Source organism: Kitasatospora albolonga, assembly GCF_039535905.1.
GTDB classification, from domain to species: domain Bacteria; phylum Actinomycetota; class Actinomycetes; order Streptomycetales; family Streptomycetaceae; genus Kitasatospora; species Kitasatospora albolonga.
The window spans coordinates 1-20,913 of sequence record NZ_BAAAYB010000134.1 but is presented as its reverse complement, the minus strand read 5'-3'; the positions used below and the strand labels follow the sequence as shown (position 1 = coordinate 20,913).

General features: G+C 71.4%; 16 protein-coding genes, 2 tRNA genes, 1 pseudogene and 1 riboswitch. Of the genes and pseudogenes, 6 read left to right on the top strand and 13 right to left on the bottom strand.

Features of this window, described 5'->3' with window-relative positions:
- A partial coding sequence (locus tag ABD946_RS32325) for a valine--tRNA ligase (RefSeq protein ID WP_345289182.1) occupies positions 1-1,904 on the bottom strand: 1,904 nt, incomplete at its 3' end.
- 143 nt (positions 1,905-2,047) lie between these two features.
- On the opposite strand from ABD946_RS32325, the gene ABD946_RS32320 reads away from it, so the two are divergent.
- Complete coding sequence (locus tag ABD946_RS32320; RefSeq protein WP_345289181.1) at positions 2,048-3,040, top strand: hypothetical protein; 993 nt, start codon at positions 2,048-2,050, stop codon at positions 3,038-3,040.
- Between the two features lie 80 nt (positions 3,041-3,120).
- Here the strand turns inward: ABD946_RS32320 and clpX are convergent, their stop codons facing one another.
- The 5 genes from clpX to ABD946_RS32295 all read right to left on the bottom strand — a co-directional run bounded on the left by clpX (position 3,121) and on the right by ABD946_RS32295 (position 7,956).
- Positions 3,121-4,410, bottom strand: coding sequence for an ATP-dependent Clp protease ATP-binding subunit ClpX (gene clpX / locus ABD946_RS32315; RefSeq protein ID WP_345289180.1), 1,290 nt, complete (start codon positions 4,408-4,410; stop codon positions 3,121-3,123).
- 241 nt (positions 4,411-4,651) lie between these two features.
- Positions 4,652-5,299, bottom strand: a complete 648-nt coding sequence (locus ABD946_RS32310) for an ATP-dependent Clp protease proteolytic subunit (RefSeq protein ID WP_345289179.1) — start codon at positions 5,297-5,299, stop codon at positions 4,652-4,654.
- A gap of 56 nt (positions 5,300-5,355) precedes the next feature.
- Positions 5,356-5,973 (bottom strand): ATP-dependent Clp protease proteolytic subunit, encoded by a 618-nt coding sequence (locus tag ABD946_RS32305; RefSeq protein ID WP_380149994.1) that lies wholly within the window; start codon positions 5,971-5,973, stop codon positions 5,356-5,358.
- Positions 5,974-6,193: 220 nt separating this feature from the next.
- Complete coding sequence (gene tig / locus ABD946_RS32300; RefSeq protein ID WP_345289178.1) at positions 6,194-7,555, bottom strand: trigger factor; 1,362 nt, start codon at positions 7,553-7,555, stop codon at positions 6,194-6,196.
- A 327-nt stretch (positions 7,556-7,882) separates the two neighbouring features.
- A tRNA-Pro gene (locus ABD946_RS32295) sits at positions 7,883-7,956 on the bottom strand.
- A 185-nt stretch (positions 7,957-8,141) separates the two neighbouring features.
- On the opposite strand from ABD946_RS32295, the gene ABD946_RS32290 reads away from it, so the two are divergent.
- Positions 8,142-8,215: transfer RNA gene (locus ABD946_RS32290), tRNA-Gly, on the top strand.
- A gap of 65 nt (positions 8,216-8,280) precedes the next feature.
- On the opposite strand, the gene ABD946_RS32285 is transcribed toward ABD946_RS32290, so the two are convergent.
- The gene (locus ABD946_RS32285; protein ID WP_345289177.1) at positions 8,281-9,306 is read right to left on the bottom strand and encodes a M23 family metallopeptidase; all 1,026 of its coding nucleotides are present in this window, start codon (positions 9,304-9,306) and stop codon (positions 8,281-8,283) included.
- Between the two features lie 2 nt (positions 9,307-9,308).
- Positions 9,309-9,458, bottom strand: a riboswitch (cyclic di-AMP (ydaO/yuaA leader).
- 369 nt (positions 9,459-9,827) lie between these two features.
- On the opposite strand from ABD946_RS32285, the gene ABD946_RS32280 reads away from it, so the two are divergent.
- Complete coding sequence (locus tag ABD946_RS32280; protein ID WP_345289175.1) at positions 9,828-10,556, top strand: DUF6348 family protein; 729 nt, start codon at positions 9,828-9,830, stop codon at positions 10,554-10,556.
- A gap of 63 nt (positions 10,557-10,619) precedes the next feature.
- Here ABD946_RS32280 and ABD946_RS32275 read toward each other — a convergent pair whose 3' ends face one another.
- Positions 10,620-10,814, bottom strand: coding sequence for a hypothetical protein (locus ABD946_RS32275; RefSeq protein ID WP_345289174.1), 195 nt, complete (start codon positions 10,812-10,814; stop codon positions 10,620-10,622).
- 329 nt (positions 10,815-11,143) lie between these two features.
- Complete coding sequence (locus ABD946_RS32270; protein WP_380149972.1) at positions 11,144-12,379, bottom strand: SpoIIE family protein phosphatase; 1,236 nt, start codon at positions 12,377-12,379, stop codon at positions 11,144-11,146.
- A gap of 275 nt (positions 12,380-12,654) precedes the next feature.
- Between ABD946_RS32270 and ABD946_RS32265 the strand changes: the two genes are divergently transcribed.
- The gene (locus ABD946_RS32265) at positions 12,655-13,902 is read left to right on the top strand and encodes a GNAT family N-acetyltransferase (RefSeq protein WP_345289173.1); all 1,248 of its coding nucleotides are present in this window, start codon (positions 12,655-12,657) and stop codon (positions 13,900-13,902) included.
- Between the two features lie 164 nt (positions 13,903-14,066).
- Here ABD946_RS32265 and ABD946_RS32260 read toward each other — a convergent pair whose 3' ends face one another.
- Together ABD946_RS32260 and ABD946_RS32255 are read right to left on the bottom strand one after the other, a co-directional pair.
- Positions 14,067-14,552, bottom strand: coding sequence for a ribose-5-phosphate isomerase (locus ABD946_RS32260; RefSeq protein ID WP_345289172.1), 486 nt, complete (start codon positions 14,550-14,552; stop codon positions 14,067-14,069).
- Between the two features lie 51 nt (positions 14,553-14,603).
- Positions 14,604-15,206 carry a biotin transporter BioY gene (locus ABD946_RS32255; RefSeq protein WP_345289171.1) on the bottom strand — a complete coding sequence of 201 codons (603 nt, stop codon included), beginning with the start codon at positions 15,204-15,206 and terminating at the stop codon, positions 14,604-14,606.
- Between the two features lie 270 nt (positions 15,207-15,476).
- On the opposite strand from ABD946_RS32255, the gene ABD946_RS32250 reads away from it, so the two are divergent.
- Positions 15,477-16,886, top strand: coding sequence for an amino acid permease (locus tag ABD946_RS32250; RefSeq protein ID WP_345289170.1), 1,410 nt, complete (start codon positions 15,477-15,479; stop codon positions 16,884-16,886).
- Between the two features lie 178 nt (positions 16,887-17,064).
- Here the strand turns inward: ABD946_RS32250 and ABD946_RS32245 are convergent, their stop codons facing one another.
- The gene (locus tag ABD946_RS32245; RefSeq protein ID WP_380149971.1) at positions 17,065-17,697 is read right to left on the bottom strand and encodes a mycothiol-dependent nitroreductase Rv2466c family protein; all 633 of its coding nucleotides are present in this window, start codon (positions 17,695-17,697) and stop codon (positions 17,065-17,067) included.
- Between the two features lie 169 nt (positions 17,698-17,866).
- Here ABD946_RS32245 and pepN point away from each other — a divergent pair, with 169 nt between their 5' ends.
- Complete coding sequence (gene pepN, locus ABD946_RS32240; protein ID WP_345289169.1) at positions 17,867-20,431, top strand: aminopeptidase N; 2,565 nt, start codon at positions 17,867-17,869, stop codon at positions 20,429-20,431.
- Between the two features lie 223 nt (positions 20,432-20,654).
- On the opposite strand, the pseudogene ABD946_RS32235 reads toward pepN, so the two are convergent.
- Positions 20,655-20,913 (bottom strand): annotated as a pseudogene (locus tag ABD946_RS32235) (carbohydrate ABC transporter permease); the annotation flags it as partial.

Below are 20,913 nucleotides of genomic sequence, written 5' to 3'. Positions count from 1 at the left end.
TAGAGCGCGTCCACCTCGGTCACGGTGGCGTTCAGCCGGGACAGGATCCAGCGGTCCGCGGCGGTCAGCTCCTCCGGCGCGGGCAGCGGGCCTTCGACGGTGGCGCCGTTCATCAGCGCGAAGCGGGTGGCGTTCCAGACCTTGTTGCAGAAGTTCCGGGAGCCCTTGACCCAGTCCTCGCCGATCGGCACGTCCGCGCCCGGGTTGGCGCCGCGGGCCAGGGTGAAGCGGACCGCGTCGGCACCGTAGGCGTCCATCCAGTCCAGCGGGTCGACGGCGGTGCCCGAGGACTTCGACATCTTCTTGCCGAACTCGTCGCGGACCAGACCGGTCAGCGCGATGGTCTTGAACGGTGCCTGACCGTCCATCGCGTACAGGCCGAACATCATCATCCGGGCGACCCAGAAGAAGATGATGTCGTGTCCGGTCAGAAGGACGTCGGTCGGATAGAACTTCTCCAGGTCCGGGGTCTGCTCCGGCCAGCCCAGCGTGGAGAACGGCCACAGGCCGGAGGAGAACCAGGTGTCCAGGACGTCCGGGTCCTGGTGCCAGCCCTCGGCGGTCGGCGGCTGCTCGTCCGGGCCGACGCAGATGACCTCGCCGTCCGGGCCGTACCAGACCGGGATGCGGTGACCCCACCAGAGCTGGCGCGAGATGCACCAGTCGTACATGTTGTCGACCCAGTCGAAGTACCGGCGCTCCAGCTCCTTCGGGTGGATCTCCACCCGGCCGTCGCGGACGGCCTCGCCGGCGGCCTGCGCCAGCGGCTCCACCTTGACCCACCACTGGAGGGACAGGCGCGGCTCGACGATGGTGTGGCAGCGGGAGCAGTGGCCGACCGAGTGGTCGTACGGCCGCTTCTCGGCGACGATCCGGCCCTGCTCGCGCAGCGCGCCGACCACGGCCGAGCGGGCCTCCAGCCGGTCCAGGCCGAGGAACGGACCGTGCACGGTGATCGCACCGTGCTCGTCCATCACGGTCAGGTTCGGCAGGCCGTGGCGCTGGCCGATGGCGAAGTCGTTCGGGTCGTGCGCCGGGGTCACCTTGACGGCGCCGGTGCCGAACTCCGGGTCGACGTGCTCGTCCGCGACGACCGGGATCTCACGGTCCGTCAGCGGCAGCTTGATGGTACGGCCGACCAGGTGGGCATAGCGCTCGTCCTCCGGGTGAACGGCCACCGCCGTGTCGCCGAGCATCGTCTCGGCCCGGGTGGTGGCGACCACGATGGAGTCGTCCCCGTCGCCGTAGCGGATCGAGACCAGCTCGCCCGGGACGTCCTCGTGCTCCACCTCGATGTCGGAGAGCGCGGTGAGGCAGCGCGGGCACCAGTTGATGATGCGCTCGGCGCGGTAGATCAGGCCGTCGTCGAAGAGCTTCTTGAAGATGGTCTGGACGGCCTTGGAGAGGCCCTCGTCCATGGTGAAGCGCTCGCGGGACCAGTCCACGCCGTCGCCGAGGCGGCGCATCTGGCCGAGGATCTTGCCGCCGTAGTTCTCCTTCCACTCCCAGACCTTCTCGACGAAGGCCTCACGGCCCAGGTCGTGGCGGGAGAGGCCGGACTCGGCGAGCTGCTGCTCGACCTTGTTCTGGGTGGCGATGCCGGCGTGGTCCATGCCCGGCAGCCAGAGCGACTCGTAGCCCTGCATGCGCTTGCGGCGGGTCAGGGCGTCCATCAGGGTGTGCTGGAAGGCGTGGCCCAGGTGCAGCGCACCGGTGACGTTCGGCGGCGGGATGACGATGGTGTAGGCGGGCTTGTCGCTCTTCGCGTCGGCGGTGAAGTAACCGCGCTCCACCCAGCGCTCGTACAGCTCGCCCTCTACCTCCGCCGGGGCGTAGGTCGTCGGGAGGGTGGCTGCGTTGTCCCCGTCGAAGGTGCCGGGGCGCTGGTTCGTGGTGTCGGTCACGACGCACAGTTTACGTAAACCGGGAGACCGCTCACGACCGCCTTTCCGCCCGGCACCCGGACGGGGGGCGCCGAACACCCATGCGGTACCGTGCCCTACTCACCGTTGGAACGCCGCCGGGGGCGGCGATAGGGGGAGTACTGATGTACGGACCACCGCAGGACCAGCCGCAGCAACCGTACGGCCAGCCTCCGCAGTTCGGCGCACCGCAGCCCCCCTACGGCCAGCCGCAGGCACAGCCGCAGCCCCCGTACGGCCAGCCCGCACCGCCTCCGCCGCCCGGCTACGGCTACCCGCAGGCGCCCCAACAGCAGCCTCCCGCACCGCAGTTCGGCGCACCGCAGCCCCCGTACGGCCAGCCCCAGCCGCAGCCCCAGGGGTACGGCTACCCGCAGGCACCGCAGCAGCCCCAGCCCTACGGCCAGCCCGGCTACGGGCAGCCGCAGTTCGGCCAGCCGGTGCCGGCCCCGCCGAAGAACAACGCCCCCGCCATCGTGATCGGCGTGCTGGTCGGCGCGCTGGTGCTCGGCGGTGGCGGCTACGCGGCCTGGAAGGCCACCCAGGACGACACCACGACCTCCTCCTCCACGGGCGGGTCCTCGGGCGGCAGCTCGGGCAGCTCCGGCAGCTCCGGCAAGAGCTCGGCCGGCAAGTACAAGCTGGCCGCCCCGCCGACCCTGCCCGGCGGCTACGTGCTGAAGTCCAGCAAGGACGCCCCGGCCGGCTCGGCGGTGGCCGGCGCCAGCTACGAGGGCGGCCTGCTGGCCAGCTACAACAAGGGCAAGGACCTGATGGACACCATCACCATCGGCGGCTCCTGGGGCAAGGTCGACAACCCCAAGGAGATCATCAAGCAGGTCAACACCCAGATGACCACCACCGGCAAGCTCAGCTGGAAGACCCCGCTGGCGGAGGTCCCGGCCGAGGACACCAAGGACAAGGGCGGCTACCTGTCCTGCGGCGTGGCCACCGCCAGCACCGTGGACATCCCGATCTGCGTCTGGGCGAACCACTCCGGCTTCGGCTCGGTGACCTTCAGCAAGCTCAGCCTGACCGGCTCCACCAGCGCGATCAGCCCGTCCGAGGCCGCCTCGCAGAGCCGCGGCATCCGGGACGCCATGATGGCCCCCAAGTAGGCGCCCCGCGCACGGCGGAGATAAGCGGCGGCCCCCGTCCTCACCGAGGAGGACGGGGGCCGCCGTGTCGTGACCGGGCGTCAGGCGCTCTTGTCGCGCCGCTCGCGCTTGATCATGTCGCGCGGGACCAGCGTCGGGATGGCGTGCTTGGAGACCACGTCACCGGTGACCACCACGCGGGCGACGTCCTGACGGGACGGCACCTCGTACATCACCGACATCAGCACCTCCTCCATGATGGCCCGCAGGCCACGGGCGCCGGTGCCGCGCAGGATCGCCTGGTCCGCGATGGCCTCCAGCGCGTCGCGGCTGAACTCCAGCTCCACGCCGTCGAGTTCGAAGAGCTTGCGGTACTGCTTCACCAGCGCGTTCTTCGGCTCGGTGAGGATCTGCAGCAGCGCCTCGCGGTCGAGGTTGTGCACGCTGGTGATCACCGGGAGGCGGCCGATGAACTCGGGGATCATGCCGAACTTGACCAAGTCCTCCGGCATCACCTGGCGGAAGTGGTCACTGGCGTCCGACTCGCGCTTGGATCGGATCGTGGCCCCGAAGCCGATGCCCTTGGCACCGGCCCGGCCCTCGATGATCCGCTCCAGGCCGGCGAACGCACCGCCGACGATGAACAGGACGTTGGTGGTGTCGATCTGGATGAACTCCTGGTGCGGGTGCTTGCGCCCGCCCTGCGGCGGCACGCTCGCGGTGGTGCCCTCCAGGATCTTCAGCAGCGCCTGCTGGACGCCCTCGCCGGAGACGTCCCGGGTGATCGACGGGTTCTCGCTCTTGCGGGCCACCTTGTCGATCTCGTCGATGTAGATGATCCCGGTCTCGGCCTTCTTGACGTCGTAGTCGGCCGCCTGGATGAGCTTCAGCAGGATGTTCTCGACGTCCTCGCCGACGTAGCCCGCCTCGGTCAGGGCGGTGGCGTCGGCGATCGCGAACGGCACGTTCAGCATCCGGGCCAGCGTCTGCGCCAGCAGGGTCTTGCCGGAGCCCGTCGGGCCCAGCAGCAGGATGTTGGACTTGGCCAGCTCGATCGCGTCCTCGCGGCCGTTTCCACCGCTGCGCCCGGCCTCGCCGGCCTGGACGCGCTTGTAGTGGTTGTAGACCGCGACCGAGAGCGACTTCTTGGCGATGTCCTGGCCGACCACGTACTGGTCGAGGAACTCGTAGATCTCGCGGGGCTTCGGGAGCTCCTCGAACCGCACCTCGGAGGTCTCGGCGAGCTCCTCCTCGATGATCTCGTTGCACAGGTCGATGCACTCGTCGCAGATGTACACGCCTGGCCCGGCGATGAGCTTCTTCACCTGCTTCTGGGACTTGCCGCAGAACGAGCACTTGAGCAGGTCGCCACCGTCTCCGATGCGTGCCACGAGGTGCTTCCCCTTCGCCAGGGGCCCCGCGGGGGTCCGGGGCCTGGTGCTGTGAGGCGATCCTGACCGCGCAGCGGCGGCCGGTCTCGCTAATCCGACGGTACTCTGCCGAGCCGGTAATTCCGCCGTCTTCGACAGGTCTGCCGTACGCCCTGGGCGAATTGATACCGAACAGATGCCGTCGAAGGAAGGGGCGGGACACGGCGGACCGCCGTGCCCCGCCCCAGGAGCCACAGGGGGCTCAGGAGGTCAGCGAGGACTTCCGGGTGGAGATGATCTGGTCGATCAGGCCGTACTCGAGGGCCTCCTCGGCCGTCAGGATCTTGTCCCGCTCGATGTCGTCGCGGACCTGCTCGACCGGCTTGTTGGAGTGCTTGGAGAGCATCTCCTCCAGCTGCTCGCGCATCCGGAAGATCTCCTTGGCCTGGATCTCCAGGTCGGAGACCTGGCCGCGGCCGGTCTCGGTGTAGGGCTGGTGGATCAGGATGCGGGCGTTCGGCAGCGCCATCCGCTTGCCGGGGGTGCCCGCGGCCAGCAGCACGGCCGCCGCGGAGGCCGCCTGGCCCATGCAGACGGTGGTGATGTCCGGCTTCACGTACTGCATGGTGTCGTAGATCGCGGTGAGCGCCGTGAAGGAGCCGCCGGGCGAGTTGATGTACATCTGGATCTCGCGGTCCGGGTCCATCGACTCCAGGCAGAGCAGCTGCGCCATGATGTCGTTGGCCGAGACGTCGTCCACCTGGGAGCCGAGGAAGATGATGCGCTCCTCGAACAGCTTGGCGTACGGGTCGTACTCGCGGATGCCCTGCGAGGTGCGCTCGACGAAGCGCGGAACGATGTAACGGCCCTCGGCCCGGGGGGCGGTGAGCTCGGTGCGCGCGTTGTACATGGGGGGTGTGTCCTCCGAAGCGTGACGGTCGGTTGGGTCTGGCTGCCGGTGCCGGATCAGGCGCCGGTGCCGCCGCCGCCGGGAACGTCCGCGGCGCTGTGCATGATCGAGTCGATCAGGCCGTACTCCTTGGCCTCCTCCGGGGTGAACCAGCGGTCCCGGTCGGAGTCCGCGGTGACCCGCTCGAAGGACTGGCCGCTGTGCGCGGCGATCAGCTCGGACATCCGCTTCTTGGTGCGGAGCAGCTGCTCGGCCTGGATCTTGATGTCGGTGGCGGAGCCGCCGAGGCCGGCCGAGGGCTGGTGCATCAGGATGTTGGCGTTCGGCAGCGAGAAGCGCTTGCCCTTGGCGCCGGCCGTCAGCAGGAACTGGCCCATCGAGGCGGCCATGCCCATCGCGATGGTGACCACGTCGTTCTTGATGTACTGCATGGTGTCGTAGATCGCCATGCCCGCCGTGATCGAGCCGCCCGGCGAGTTGATGTACAGGTAGATGTCCTTCTCCGGGTCCGCGGCCAGGAGGAGGAGCTGGGCGGTGATCTTGTTGGCGATGTCGTCGTCGACCTGCTGGCCGAGGAAGATGATGCGCTCGTTGAGCAGCCGGTTGTAGACCTGGTCCCCCAGGCCGCCGAGCACGTCACCAGCGGCGGCGTGCGGCGCCATCAGGCCAGGCATCTGCATCTGCGGGAACGTCACTTAGCCACCTGCTCAGTCGAATTGTCGCTGTCTATGGACCCTAACGCGCAGGCCCCTCCTCCGAATCCCCCGCGCGGAACTGTTCGCTGTGAGCGCAGGGTCCGGAAGCGGTTACGGGAACGGCCCGGACCCCCCTGACGGGGTGTCCGGGCCGTTCTCTGACCGTGGGTCAGACCGTGGTACGGGAAGCGCCGGAGGCTCAGGCCTCGGTGGTCTCCGCCGACTCCTCGGTCTCCTCGTCGTCCTCGAAGGAGACGACCTCACCGTTGGTGTCGGTGACCTTGGCCTGCTCGACGACCAGGGCCAGCGCCTTGCCGCGGGCGACCTCGCCGACCAGCAGCGGGACCTGGTTGGCCTGGACGACCTGCTGGGCGAACTGGTCCGGGGTCATGCCGGAGCCGGCCGCGCGGCGGACCAGGTGCTCGGTGAGCTCGTCCTGGTTGACGCCCAGCTTCTCCTTGTCGACGATCTCGTCGAGCACGAACTGGGTCTTGATGCCCTTCTTGGCCTGCTCCTCGGTCTCCTTGGAGTAGTCCTCGAGGGACTTGTCCTGGGTGGCGAGGTAGGTCTCGAGGGTGAGGCCCATCGGCTCGAGCTGGTGGTGCTCGAGGTTGTGCTTGCGGGTCTCGACCTCGTCCTTGAGGAGCTTCTCCGGGTACTCCATCTCGACCAGCTTCAGCAGCTCGTCGAGGACCCGCTCCTGGGCCTGGGTGGCCTGGTCGAACTCACGCATGCGCTCCAGGCGCTTGCGGGAGTCGGCCTTCAGGTCCTCCAGGGTGTCGAACTCGCTCGCCAGCTGCGCGAACTCGTCGTCCAGCTCCGGGAGTTCCTTCTCCTGGACGGTGGTGACGGTGACGGTCACCTCGGAGCTCTTGCCGGCCTGGGTGCCGCCCTTGAGCTCGGTGGTGAAGGTCTTGGTCTCGCCGGCCGAGAGGCCGACGACGGCCTCGTCGATGCCGTCCAGCAGGCGGCCCGAGCCGATCTCGTAGCTGACGCCGGTGGCGGTGCCGTCCTCCGGCACCTCACCGTCGACCTTGGCCTCCAGGTCGACGATCACGACGTCGCCCTCGGCGGCGGCGCGCTCGACGTCCTTGACCGAGGAGAAGCGCTCGCGCAGCTGCTCCAGGGACTTCTCCACGTCGGCGTCCTCGACCACGATCGGGTCGACGGTCACCTCGATGCCGGCGAAGTCGGGCAGGGTGATCTCCGGGCGGACGTCGACCTCGGCCACGAAGGTGAGGTCACCACCGTCGGCCAGGTTCTCGACGCCCTGGATGTCGGTGATCTCGGGCTGACCGAGGACCTCGATCTTGCCCTCGTCGACGGCCTGCGTGTAGAAGCGCGGCAGCGCGTCGTTGACGGCCTCCTCCAGCACGGCGGCGCGACCGAAGCGCTGGTCGATCACCTTGGCCGGAATCTTGCCCTTGCGGAAGCCCGGGACAGAGACCTGCGAGTTGATCTTCTTGTAGGCCGCGTCGAGGCTCGGCTTGAGCTCCTCGAAAGGCACCTCGACGGTGAGTCGAACCCGGGTCGGGTTCAGAGTCTCGACGGCGCTCTTCACGGTTGGGTCTCCTATGGGCTTGCGGTCAGGTTGTCTCCGCCGTTGCCGGCCGGCGGGCCGGGCGCGGTGCGGGCGAGACGGGCGATGGGCGGTTGGAGCTGCATCTCCCGTACAAGGGGGTGGACGGTGAGCTTGACTCCTCGCCCTCGGGCGGTTGACCTGCACGGACCTGCGCAGGGACTACCGCCAGCCGCCCATCCTACCGGTAGCACGAAAGGCGGACGCCAGGGTGCTGCCACACGGATGACGGGGCCCCGCGCGAGGACCCCCGGACGGCCCCCGGGACGCCAACAGGGCCCCGCCTTCGGACGAGACCCTGCCGCACTGTCGGGGTGGCCGGATTCGAACCGACGGCCTTCCGCTCCCAAAGCGGACGCGCTACCAAACTGCGCCACACCCCGTGGTGCCGAGAGGAAGCGTACACGCCACCCCACACCCCCACGGCCGTTCCCACGGGCGGCCGTTGACGGTCCCGGCGGGCGGCCCCGACGTGCCGGAGCGCGAAAGCGGTGTGCGAGCAGCCGACCCGACCAGGTACGCTGACCCTGTCCTCGGGACCGCAGCACGCGGCCACGGGGCGTCCTGTGCGGGTGTAGCTCAATGGTAGAGCCCCAGTCTTCCAAACTGGTCACGCGAGTTCGATTCTCGTCACCCGCTCCACGAAAGGCTCCGGCCCCCGGTCACTGACCGGGGGCCGGAGCCTTTCTGACGTCGTCTCAGTCCTCTCAGACGTTGACGCCGTGGGCGCGCAGGTACGCGACCGGGTCGACGTCGGAGCCGTAGGAGGCGCCGGTGCGGACCTCGAAGTGCAGGTGCGGGCCGGTCACGTTGCCGGTGGCACCCGAGAGGCCGATCTGCTGGCCGGCCGAGACGGTCTGGCCGGCCGAGACGCCGATCGAGGAGAGGTGGGCGTACTCGGAGTACTTGCCGTCCGCGTGGCGGATGACGACCTCGTTGCCGTAGGCGCCGCCGTTGCCGGCCTTGACCACGGTGCCCGAGGTGATGGCCTTCACGCTGGTGCCGGTGGAGGCGCGGAAGTCCACACCGGTGTGGTAGCCGCTGGACCAGCTGGAGCCGGAGGCGTGGTACGCGGTGGAGGTGCCGCCGCTGACCGGGGCCACGTAGCCGCCGGAGGCGACGGTGGTGGAGGTCTCGGCCTTGGGCGCGGCGGCCTTCGGGGCGGCGGCCTTGGGGGCGGCGGCCTTCGGAGCCGCGGCCTGCGGGGCGGCGGCCTTGGGGGTCGCGGCCTTCGGGGCCGGGGTGGAGGCCTTGGAGCGCGAGGCCTTGGTGGTGTCCGCGGACTCGGTGCTCTTGGACTGCTGCTGCGGGGCCGGGGTCTGGGCCGGCGCCGGGGCGGCGGCCGCGGCCTTGCCCGCGAGCGAGAGGTTCTGGCCCGGGTAGATCAGGTCCGGGTTGCCGCCGATGACGGACCGGTTGTCCTGGTAGAGCTTCTGCCAGCCGCCGTCGACCTGCTGGGCGGAGGCGATCTTCGAGAGGGTGTCGCCGCTGACCACCTGGTAGGCCTTGGCCTCGGCGGCCGGAGCGGCGGCCGGAGCCTCGGCGGGCGCGGCCGCCGGGGCGGACTCGGCCACCACGGCGGTGACGGCGGCGGCCTCGGGGGCGGCGGCCGGGGTGTGGCTCTGGTGCGCGCTGGCGGCGCTGACCGGGACGGCGAACGCGGCGCCGACCACACCGGTGGCGACCGCGATGCGGGTCAGACGGGACAGCTGGACGCGACGGTGCTTGCCCATGGGGCTTTCCTCTCCGACGCCTGTGAGGTGAGCTGTCGGGTTCGGGCTGGAGATGCCCGGCCGCTGGCGCGGCTTCACCCCTAGCCGGACCGGCGTACCGGTACGGCGACTTACCTGTGGGTCCCCCACTCCTGCCATGGCTGTGCTGGTTCGAGGCTCCGGATGGTGGCAGGACTCGGCGTTCCACCCGGTGGGCCCGTCCGGTCGATCCGCCGGACTGGATCCGCAGCTAAGCCCATCGCCCCGGCCGCTGGCAACCCCGGGTTGAACGATCAACGACGATCGGGCGGGACCAAAGTCACTCCGGGCCGGGGACTTCGGCCCTTGGCGGCCATGATCGCTGACCCTGGGCCGATCGTCCGTGCACGCAGGGTGTCGAATGCGACGGTCCGGGTACGGCCCTGCGCGCTCCGTCGGCAGGCGCCGTGACACCGGTCACGCCAGGCCGATACGCTCGCCGTTCGAGGTTCCCGTTCGAGAACAGAGCGCCGCCGTCCGGGCGGCACCGAGGAGATCCGCCCGTGCCCCACGAGGAGCGGCTGGCCGTCATCCGACGCGGAGTGGTCCGCGAGATGGCCCGCCTGGGCCTGGAGTTCACCGTGGACGGTGCGGTGGTCCGGGGGCCCGGCACCACCGCCGTGGCGGTCCGCGACCACGCCGAGCGGGGCACCACCGGCCACGTCGACCTCGGCTACGTCCTCCAGCTCGGCCGGGGCGACGGTCCGGTGGTCTGGGACTGCGCGGCGGGCTTCGGCGGCGACGACGCCGAGCAGCTCGACAACGCGGTGATGATCTGGGCCGGCACCACCGCCACCGCCGTGCTCCAACTCCTGGACGGCGGGCACGCGTTCAGCACTCCCGAGTTCCCCGGCTGGCGGGTGGTGCAGAGCCCGGCGGCCACCTTCGGCACCGGCTCGGAGCTGCTCGCCGACTGGCTCGCGGAGCAGCACTCCTCCCCCGCGCTGGCCGCCGCCGTGCTGCCGGAGCTGGTGCCCGGCCAGGTCAACGGCGTGAAGCTGTTCTTCGGCGGCAAGGCCGGCCACGACGTGGCCGAGGTGCGGGTGAACGGCCGGGTCAGCAGCGCGGCCTCGCGGGCCCTGCGCGCACAGGACTGGCCGCGCGGCGAACGGCTCTGCTGGGCGCGGCTGTTCCTGGTGTTCGCGCCCGAGCCCGAGGCACTGCCGGAGCGCGCGGCGGCGCCCGCACCACCGCGCGGAAGACTCGCGCGCTGGTGGCGGGGACGGCGCTGACCCACCGTCAGGCGGGCCCGCGACCGGACGCCTCCCGGCCGGGCCGGCCGGGGTGGCGGCTGCTCAGCTGGCGACCGAGGAGATGGTCTGCGCGAGCTGGCTGAGGAAGTCCTGGATCGGCTTGGCCGCCGTGGACTGGCTCAGCATGAAGCCGAAGAGCGCGGCGATGATGGCATGGCTGGTCTTCAACTGCTTGTTGCGGATGAAGATCACGCAGATGATGCCGAACAGGACCAGGGCTGAGACGGAGAAGGCCACCCGGACTCACTTCCTCTTTCTACGTAGCGAGTTTCGTGGCGGGCCCAATCCCCCGAGCAATCCCCCGGACCCCCCGAGAACCGACCGTCCCACCCGGACTCAGTGTGGTCGTTCGTGCGGACTGCGTAAAGGACTTGCCGTGAGCAGGCCCCGAAGATCCTGCGATGTGAGACGAATTTCCGCCGACCGAGACGATAGCCGAGCAGGCCTGACGGTCCGTCGGCAGGGCCGCCCCAACTGGCACTTGACGGCTCCGGGCGGTCCTAGATCCACTTTCCGGACTATGCCCCAGGAATGGCCGAAGATCGGCGTCGGGACTTGACAGTCGGTCAGCCCCGCCAGAGCAGCAGGACCGCGCGGTCGTCGTTGACGTCCTTGGCCACCGACTCGATGAGCTTCACCGCCGAGCCGCGGCCGCCGAGTTGGGCGAACGGGGCGCCCCCGACCAGCCGGTCCGCCTCGCCCATCAGCCGGTCCATGCCCTCGGTGAGGTCACGGCCGGGCACCTCCACCATGCCGTCGGTGCAGAGCATCAGCACGTCGCCGCGGTCCAACCGGCCGCGCACGCCCTCGAACTTGGCGCCGTCGTACACCCCGAGCAGCCCGCCCTCGGGGGCCTCCATCACGTCCCAGCGGCCGGTGCCGGCGTGCCGCTGCATGCCGGGCAGGTGGCCGGCCGAGAGCAGCTCGTACTCGCCGGTGTCCAGGTCGAGCACCAGGTGGACGGCGGTGGCGAAGCCCTCGTCCCAGTCCTGGCGGAGCAGGTAGCCGTTGGCCGCGGGCAGGAACTCGTGCGCCGGGAGCGAGCCCAGCAGGCCGCCGAACGCACCGGAGAGCAGCAGGGCGCGCGAACCGGCGTCCATGCCCTTGCCGGAGACGTCCGCCAGCACCACCTCCAGCACCCGGCGGCCCGGCCCGGTGCGGGCCGCCACCACGAAGTCGCCCGAGAAGGACTGGCCGCCGGCCGGGCGCAGCGCCATGTCCGCCGACCAGCCCTCGGGCAGCGGGGGCACCCGGCTCTGCACCCTCAGCCGCTCGCGCAGGTCGAAGAGCATCGAGCCGCCGCCCCGCCAGGGCACCCCGACCCGGCTGCGAAACTGGGCGAGCAGCAGACCGGCCACCCCGACCGCACCGACCACCAGCGCGGCACCGGGGGTCACGCCGAAGACGTAGGTGTCCGGGTGGTCGCTGGCCACCCGCTCCCCGGTGTGGATCAGCGACTCGGTGGAGAGCCCGAGCGCGGCGGCCGCGTAGAGCAGCACCAGGGTGCCCGGCCGCAGCAGCAGCGCCCCGGCCAGGATCGGCAGCACCAGCGCGGTGGGCGGGGCCCAGGCCGGGATCAGCACGTTGAGCAGCACCAGCAGCGGGACGGCGGCGAACAGCACCCCGAAGGCCAGCCAGTCGGCGGCGTCCCCGCGGAAGTGGTCCACGGCGGTCCGGCGCAGCACTCGGCGGGCCCGGTACAGCCTGCCGCGCAACCGGGCCGTCCACGGGCCGTCGGCCGCCGCTGCGGCCTGGCCCGTGCCAGTCGTCCGGGGCTCGGAGCCCGGCGTGCTGCCAGCCATGGGCCTTGACCTTATCCACCGGCACCCGGTGCCGTCGACGGGTGGGGCGGCGCCGGGCGCGTTCACGGGTGAGGGTTCAGCGGGTTTCGGCCGTGCGGACGGTGTGGGTCCGGTGTGGGCCCGGCGGGCGCGCGGCGGCGGCGCGGCGGCGGCGGCGCGGCGGCGGCGGCGCGGCGGCGGCGCGAAGCGGACCCCCGTCGAATGTCGGTCGCGCACGACGGATGCTCGGTGATAGCTCTTGGCATATGACCGCACACCGTACGACTTCTGACGACATGCCAGGTGACGCCCTGGACTTCCGCCCGCTCGCCGCCGAGGACTGGGACCGCTGGTACCGGAACCTGGAGGTGGCCTTCGGCGGGTCCGAGGACTTCCCCGAGGACCGGGAGCTGTGGCGGGAGCTGACCGAACTGGACCGCTCGGTCGGGGTCTGGGACGGCGACCACCCGGTGGGCGGCGCCAGCGCGTTCAGCTTCCGGATGGCCGTGCCCGGCGGCGCCGTGGTCCCGGCCGCCGGCGTCACCATGGTCGGCGTGCTGCCCACCCACCGGCGGCGGGGCGTCCTCAGCCGGCTGATGCGCGACCAGCTCGACGAGGTCCGGCGGCGCGGCGAGGCACTGGCGGTGCTGACCGCCTCGGAGTCGCTCATCTACGGACGCTTCGGCTACGGCCTCGGCACCTGGCGGATGGGGGTCACCGTGCCCCGACGGGTCGGGCTGCGGGCCCCGGTGGACCGTTCGGTACGGCTGCGGCTGGTGGCACCGGAGTCGGTGGTGGCGGCCTGCGAGGAGCTGTACGCGGAGCTGGTCCCGCACCGGCCCGGCATGCTGGCCCGTCAGCCCGGCTGGGAGAAGCTTCCGTTGAAGGACCCCGCCGGCGGGCGGGAGGGCGCCTCGCCGCTGCAGTGCGTGGTGGCCGAGGACCGGGAGAGCGGGCAGCTGCTGGGCTACGCCCGGTACGCCGTCGCGATGGACTGGAACGCCTCGGACATCGCCGACGGCACCGTCCGGGTCCGCGACCTGGAGGCCCGGACGCCGGGGGTCCGCGCGGCGCTGGTCGAGTTCCTGCTGGGCCTGGACCTGACCGGGCGGGTGCGGTTCCGCAGCCGCCCGGTGGACGACGCGCTGCTGCACCTGGTGGACGATCCGCGGCGGCTGGAGCCGCAGTTGGTCGACTCGATGTACGTGCGGCTGGTGGAGCTCGGTGCGGCGCTGGAGCAGCGCGGGTACGCGGCGCCGGTGGACGTGGTGCTGGAGGTGTCCGACGCGTTCTGTCCGTGGAACGCCGGGCGGTGGCGGCTGCACTCGGACGGGCCCGGCAAGGGTGCGAGCTGCGTCCGCACCGAGGCGGCGGCCGACCTGGCGCTCGACGTCCGGGAGTTGGGGGCGGCCTACCTCGGCGGCGTCCGGCTCACGGCGCTGGCCGCGGCGGGCCTGGTCACCGAACTGCGGGACGGCGCCCTGACCGAGACGACGCGGGCCTTCGCCTCGGACGTCGCCCCCTGGCTGCCGCACGGCTTCTAGCGGGCACCGGAAGGCAGCGCCCCAGGGGCACGAGGAACTGCGCGAATCGGAAGGCGGCTCACCGGCAACTGAAGCTCCGTCAGCCAGTTGCAGGTGCTGCCGTTCCCCCGCGCGCAGTTCCCCGCGCCCCCGGTGTGACCACTCTCGTCAGCCAGGTGCGCCGATCAGCCCTGCGGGTGGTGGGCCGGGATCGGGGGGAGTTCGCCGGTGGTCTCGTAGTCGGCGAGCATCTCGATGCGGCGGGTGTGGCGCTCGGCGCCGCTGTAGGGGGTGTTGAGGAAGACCTCGACGAAGCGGGTGGACTCCTCGACGGTGTGCATCCGGCCACCGATGCTGATGACGTTGGCGTTGTTGTGCTCGCGGCCGAGCTCGGCGGTCTGCTCGCTCCAGGCGAGCGCCGCGCGCACGCCCTTCACCTTGTTGGCGGCGATCGCCTCGCCGTTGCCCGAGCCGCCGATGACGACGCCGAGCGCCTCGGGGTCGGCGGCGGTCCGCTCGGCCGCCCGGAGGCAGAACGGCGGGTAGTCGTCCTCGGCGTCGTAGACGTGCGGGCCGCAGTCGACCGGCTCGTGGCCGTTCTCCTGGAGCCACTTCACGAGGTGGTTCTTGAGGTCGTATCCGGCATGGTCGGAACCCAGGTACACGCGCATGCGTAAGAGTGTGGCATGCGCGTGTGCCCGGGCCGCCGCCGGTCCGCCGGCTCAGGAGTCGCGTCGCAGCAGCTTCCAGGCCAGCGGCAGCGCGCCCATGGCCAGCAGGACCTTCAGGCCGTCGCCCACCAGGTAGGGGTAGAGCCCGAGTTCGGCCGCGCGGGCCAGCGGGACGCCGAGCGAGAGGGCCAGGTACGGGACGCCGACGGCGTAGATGGCGAGGCTGCCGAGGACCATCGCGCCGGCGGTGCGCAGCGGGCTGCGGTCCGCGCCGCGGCGGGCCAGGGCGCCGACCAGTGCGGCGGCCAGCACGAAGCCGATCACGTAACCGAGGCTGGGCATGGCGAAGCCCGAGCTGCCCTCGGCGAACCAGGGCATGCCCGCCATGCCGGCCAGCAGGTAGAGGCCGAGCGAGGCGACGCCGCGGCGGGTGCCGAGCGCGGTGCCGACCAGCAGGGCGGCGAAGGTCTGGCCGGTGACGGGCACGGGGGAACCGGGGACCGGGACGGAGAGCTGGGCGGCCAGGCCGGTGAGGGCGGCGCCGCCGGCGACCAGGGCAAGCTCGCGGGCCTGGGCGCCGAGACGGGTGGGGGCCTGCGGGAGCAGGTCGGCGAGGACCGGGGTGCGGCCGGGGAGGGTGGTGGCGGTGGCCATCGGCGGGCTCCTGTCACTGAGGTGGGGTGATCACTTAGGAACCTATGCCGACGGAACGGCGCGGACCGGCGTCGGAACCGGCCAAGGGTGGACGGTGGTGCTTGTCGGAACCGTCCTGACTACGACGATCGGTGTAGGCGTTCGCTCACTTTCGGTCAGGAAGATGTCCGGATCGCGGTCTTCGGGGCGCGCGTATTGGCATGTCCAGAAGACCTACCGAATAGTGGACGGATCGTCCCGTAATCCGTACACACGTCTGGACCCACCCTGATGCCCACCCCCTCCTCCCCGCCGACGGTGGAGCCCACCGAGTCCGGCTCGGGCGCCACGCCGACCGGCCAGCTCTCGCACGGCCTGAAGCAGCGTCACCTCTCGATGATCGCGCTCGGCGGAGTGATCGGCGCCGGGCTCTTCGTCGGCTCGGGCGCGGGCATCGCGGCCGCCGGCCCCTCCATCGTGCTGGCCTTCGCGCTCTCCGGTCTGCTGGTCATGCTGGTCATGCGGATGCTCGGCGAGATGTCCGCCGCCCGCCCGGCCAGCGGCTCCTTCTCGGTGCACGCCGAGCGGGAGATCGGCCCCTGGGCCGGCCTGACGGTCGGTTGGATGTTCTGGACGCTGCTGTGCGTCGGCGTCGCGGTCGAGGCGATCGGCGCCGCCGGGATCATGGTCAAGTGGTTCCCCGGCTCGCCCAGCTGGGTCTGGGTCGCGCTCTTCATGGCCTTCTTCTGCGCCACCAACCTGGCCGCGGTGAAGAACTTCGGCGAGTTCGAGTTCTGGTTCGCCGCCGTCAAGGTGTTGGCGATCACCGCCTTCCTGGTGATCGGCGTGCTCGCCATCTGCGGCCTGCTGCCCGGCACTTCGGCCCCGGGCACGGAGAACCTGACCGGTCAGGGCGGCTTCTTCCCGAACGGCGCCAGCGGCCTGGTCACCGGCCTGCTCGCCTCGGTCTTCGCCTACGGCGGCCTGGAAACCGTCACCATCGCCGCCGCCGAGTCCGAGGACCCCCGGCGCAGCGTGGCCACCGCGGTGCGCACCGCGATGTGGCGGATCGCCCTCTTCTACGTCGGCTCGATGGCGGTCATCGTCACGCTGGTGCCGTGGAACGACCCCGAGGTGGTCGCCAGCGGCCCGTACGTCGCGGTGCTCGACGCGATCGGCTTCCCGGCGGCCGGGCAGGTCATGAACGTGGTGGTGCTGATCGCCCTGCTGTCGGCCATGAACGCCAACATCTACGGGGCCTCGCGGATGGTGTTCTCGCTGGTGCAGCGCGGGCAGGGGCCCAAGGCGCTGGCCCGGGTGCACGGCGGGGTGCCGCGGATCGCGGTGCTGGCCTCGTCCGCGTTCGGGTTCTTCGCGGTGCTGCTCAGCTTCTGGTGGCCGGAGACGATCTTCGCCTGGCTGCTGAACATGGTCGGCGCGGCGGTGCTCGTGGTGTGGGGGTTCATCGCGGTGGCGCAGCTGCGGATGCGGCGCCGGCTGGAGCGGGAGGCCCCGGAGCTGCTCACCGTCCGGATGTGGGCCTTCCCGTACCTGACCTGGGTCGCCCTCGCGGGGGTCGTCGCGGTGCTCGGCCTGATGACGCTGGACGCCGACAACCGCACCCAGCTCTACTTCACGGCCGGCCTCGCGGTGGTCCTCTCGGTCATCGGCCTGGTGAAGCAACGGACGACCGCGCGGTAGTACGTGATGCCGGGGGCGCGGGGAACTGCGCGAACCGGGAGGCGGCTCACCTGCAACTGACTCACCGTCAGCCGGTTGCAGGTGCTGCCTTTCCAGCCCGCGCAGTTCCCCGCGCCCCTGGGGCCTTCGGCCCCGGGGCACGCGGCTCCGGGGCCGGAGGCCCCAGGGCGTGCAGCGGCTACTCGAACGAGGGGCCGGCGGTGCGGGTGCGCTTGATCTCGTAGAAGCCCGGGGTGGCGGCGACCAGGACGGTGCCGTCCCAGAGGCGGGCGGCGGCCTCGCCGCGGGGGGTGGGGGTGACCACCGGGCCGAAGAAGGCGACGCGGTCGCCGTCGGGGCCGTCGACGGCGATGACCGGGGTGCCGACGTCCTCGCCGACCAGGCCGATGCCCTCCGCGTGGGAGGCCCGCAGGGCGTCGTCGTACTCGGTGGAGTCGGCGGCGTCGGCCAGCTCGGCCGGGAGGCCGGCGGCGAGCAGGGCGGCCTCGATGGTGGCGCGCTCGTTGGGCAGGCCCTGGTTGTGGAAGCGGGTGCCCATCTCGGTGTAGAGCGGGCCGAGGACCTTGTCGCCGTGCTGCTGGGCGGCGGCGATCAGGACGCGGACCGGGCCCCAGGCCTTGTCCAGGAACTCGCGGTACTGCTCGGGGAGGTCACGGCCCTCGTTGAGGACGGCGAGGCTCATCACGTGCCAGCGGGTCTCGACCGGGCGGAGCTGCTCCACCTCGAGCATCCAGCGGGAGGTCATCCAGGCCCAGGGGCAGCCCGGGTCGAACCAGAAGTCGGCGATCTTCTTGGAGTCGGCGGTCGTCACGGAGGCATCCTTCGCGGGTTCGGGGGCAGTTCCAACCTGACGCAACACGACGGGGTACCTCACTGATTCCGCCAGTCTGTGCAATGGCACAGCGGCGCGGCCGTGAAAGGATGCCCCCGGGGACGACCCCCCACCCTCACCGTACGAGCGAGACAAAGGAGTACCGCCCGTGCCGGGCAAGAACCTGAGCCGCGAGGAAGCCCAGCAGCGGGCCGCGATCCTCTCCGTGGACGGCTACCGCGTCCACCTCGATGTCACCTCCGCCGTCGACCCGGCGGCCGCGACCTTCCGGTCCACCTCCACCATCGCCTTCCGGTGCTCCGAGCCCGGTGCGGCGAGCTTCGCCGACCTGCTCGCGCCGGCGGTCCGCTCCGTCACCCTGAACGGGACCGCGCTGGACCCGGCCGAGGTCTTCGACGGGACCAGGGTGCGGCTGGCGGGGCTGGCCGCCGAGAACCTGCTGGTGGTGGAGGCGGACTGCGCCTACAGCCGCACCGGCGAGGGCCTGCACCGCTTCGTCGACCCGGTGGACGGCGAGACGTACCTCTACACGCACTACGAGCCGGCCGACGCCCGGCGGGTGTTCGCCAACTTCGAACAGCCCGACCTGAAGGCCCCGTTCACCTTCACGGTGACCGCCCCGGCCGCCTGGGACGTGTACGCCAACGCGGTGCACACCGAGGCCGCCGAGGACGGTGCCGCGCGCACCTGGGAGTTCGCGCCGACCCGGCCGATCTCCACCTACCTGACCGCCGTGGTGGCCGGGCCGTACCACGTCGAACGGGACCACTACAGCCGGGAGTTGGAGGACGGCTCGACGCTGGAGATCCCGCTCGCGGCCACCTGCCGCAAGTCGCTGGCCAAGTACTTCGACGCGGACGAGATCTTCACCGTCACCAAGCAGGGCCTGGACTTCTTCCACACCGAGTTCGACTACCCGTACCCCTTCGGGAAGTACGACCAGTGCTTCGTGCCGGAGTACAACATCGGCGCGATGGAGAACCCGGGCTGCGTGACCTTCCGGGAGGAGTTCGTCTTCCGGTCGAAGGTCACCGAGGCCGCGTACGAGGGCCGGGCCAACGTCATCCTGCACGAGATGGCGCACATGTGGTTCGGCGACCTGGTCACCATGAAGTGGTGGGACGACCTCTGGCTGAAGGAGTCCTTCGCGGACTTCATGGGCTCCTACGGCCTGATCGGCGCGGGCACCAAGTACACCGCCGCCTGGATCACCTTCGCCAACCGGCGCAAGGCCTGGGCGTACCGGCAGGACCAGTTCCCGACCACCCACCCGATCACGGCCGACATCCGTGACCTGGAGGACGCCAAGCTCAACTTCGACGGCATCACCTACGCCAAGGGCGCCTCGGTGCTCAAGCAGCTGGTGGCGTACGTCGGCGCGGACGCCTTCTTCGAGGGCGCCCGCCAGTACTTCAAGCGGCACGCCTTCGGGAACACGGTGCTGGACGACCTGCTGGTGGCGCTGGAGGAGACCAGCGGACGGGACCTCAGGTCCTGGGCCGCCGCCTGGCTGCAGACCTCCGGGGTGAACGTCCTCACCCCGCAGCTGACCGTGGACGCCGAGGGCCGGATCACCGAGCTGGCCGTGCTCCAGGACGGCGAGCCGTCCCGCCCGCACCGGATCGCGGTCGGCCTCTACGAGCGCGACACCGACGGCGCGCTGGTGCGCACCGAGCGGGTCGAGCTGGACGTCACCGGCGCCCGCACCGTGGTGGACGGGCTGGCCGGCAAGCCGCGCCCGGCGCTGGTGCTGCTGAACGACGACGACCTGACGTACTGCAAGGTCCGCTTCGACGACCGCTCGCTGGCCACCCTGCGCGAGGGCCTGGGCGAGATCTCGGCGCCGCTGAGCCGGGCCCTGGCCTGGTCCGCGGTCTGGAACCTGACCCGGGACGGGCTGATGCCGACCCGCGACTACCTGGACCTGGTGGACCGCTTCGCCGGGACCGAGTCGGACATCGGCGTGCTGCAGTCGCTGCACCAGCAGTCCCGGGCGGCGCTCGACCTGTACGCCGCGCCGGAGCACCGGGGCGAGGGCGAGCGCCTGCTGGCCGCCTGCGCGCTGCGCGAGCTGCGCGCCGCCGAGCCGGGCAGTGACCACCAGCTGGCCTGGGCCCGCTTCCTGGCGCAGACCGCCGACGGGGCCGAGCACCTGCAGCTGATCGAGGGCCTGCTGGCCGGCAGCGCCCGGATCGACGGGCTGACGGTGGACCAGGAGCTGCGCTGGTCGCTCTGGTTGGCGCTGGCCTCGGCCGGCCGGGCCACCGCGGAGCAGCTCGACGGCGAGCTGGAGCTGGACAACACCGCCAGCGGCCGCCAGCACCTGACGCACTGTCTGGCCGCGCTGCCCACCCCGGGGGCCAAGGCCACCGCGTGGGCCGCCGTGATGGACTCCGACGAGCTGCCCAACGCCCTGGTCGAGGCCCAGATCGCCGGCTTCACGCAGGCCGGGCAGCGGGAGCTGACCGCCGGGTACGCCGCCCCGTACTTCGGGGTGATCGAGGAGGTCTGGGCGCAGCGCTCGATCGAGATCGCGATGCGGATCGTGAGCGGCTTCTTCCCGCGCTTCCAGACCGACGAGGCCACCCTGGCCGCGACCGACGCCTGGCTGGCCGGGCACCCGCAGGCCGCTCCGGCGCTGCGCCGCCTGGTGCTGGAGTGCCGGGACGACCTGGCCCGCGCCCTGCGGGCGCAGGCCGCCGACCGGGCCTAGCCGCTGGGGCTGTCTCCTCGGCGGGGTCAGATCGGGCCGCGTCGTCGGGGTGCGTGGCTCGGCGCCGCCGAGGAGGGAGTCCATGCGGAGCATCGGCGACCGACGAGAAGGTGGCGAGGTGCGTGCCCCGGCGACGCGGCCCTGGCCCTGCCGGGGAGACAGCCCCGAGCACGCCGAGGGGCCCGGTCCTTCCCGGACCGGGCCCCTCGGGTGTCGTTCGCGACTACTTCAGGGTGGCCGAGGTCAGACCGGCCTGCACCTGGCGCTGGAAGGAGAGGTACACCACCAGCACCGGCAGCATGGCGATCGTCATGCCGGCGAACAGCGCCGGGGCGTCGCTCTTGTAGCCGGACTGCAGGGCCAGGTTGACCAGGCCCTGGGCCAGCATCGAGTGGTCGGCCTCACCGGCGGTGGTGGGCTGCATCAGGGTGACCGGCAGGATGTACTGGTTCCACTGGCCCAGGATGTTGAAGATGCCGACG

Excerpts from the sequence above, each read along its gene's own strand:
- ABD946_RS32320 (WP_345289181.1), top strand. The coding sequence starts at position 2,048 with ATGTACGGACCACCGCAGGACCAGCCGCAGCAACCGTACGGCCAGCCT.
- ABD946_RS32310 (WP_345289179.1), bottom strand. The coding sequence starts at position 5,299 with ATGTACAACGCGCGCACCGAGCTCACCGCCCCCCGGGCCGAGGGCCGT.
- ABD946_RS32305 (WP_380149994.1), bottom strand. The coding sequence starts at position 5,973 with ATGCCTGGCCTGATGGCGCCGCACGCCGCCGCTGGTGACGTGCTCGGC.
- ABD946_RS32285 (WP_345289177.1), bottom strand. The coding sequence starts at position 9,306 with ATGGGCAAGCACCGTCGCGTCCAGCTGTCCCGTCTGACCCGCATCGCG.
- ABD946_RS32270 (WP_380149972.1), bottom strand. The coding sequence starts at position 12,379 with ATGGCTGGCAGCACGCCGGGCTCCGAGCCCCGGACGACTGGCACGGGC.
- ABD946_RS32265 (WP_345289173.1), top strand. The coding sequence starts at position 12,655 with ATGCCAGGTGACGCCCTGGACTTCCGCCCGCTCGCCGCCGAGGACTGG.
- ABD946_RS32260 (WP_345289172.1), bottom strand. The coding sequence starts at position 14,552 with ATGCGCGTGTACCTGGGTTCCGACCATGCCGGATACGACCTCAAGAAC.
- ABD946_RS32255 (WP_345289171.1), bottom strand. The coding sequence starts at position 15,206 with ATGGCCACCGCCACCACCCTCCCCGGCCGCACCCCGGTCCTCGCCGAC.
- ABD946_RS32250 (WP_345289170.1), top strand. The coding sequence starts at position 15,477 with ATGCCCACCCCCTCCTCCCCGCCGACGGTGGAGCCCACCGAGTCCGGC.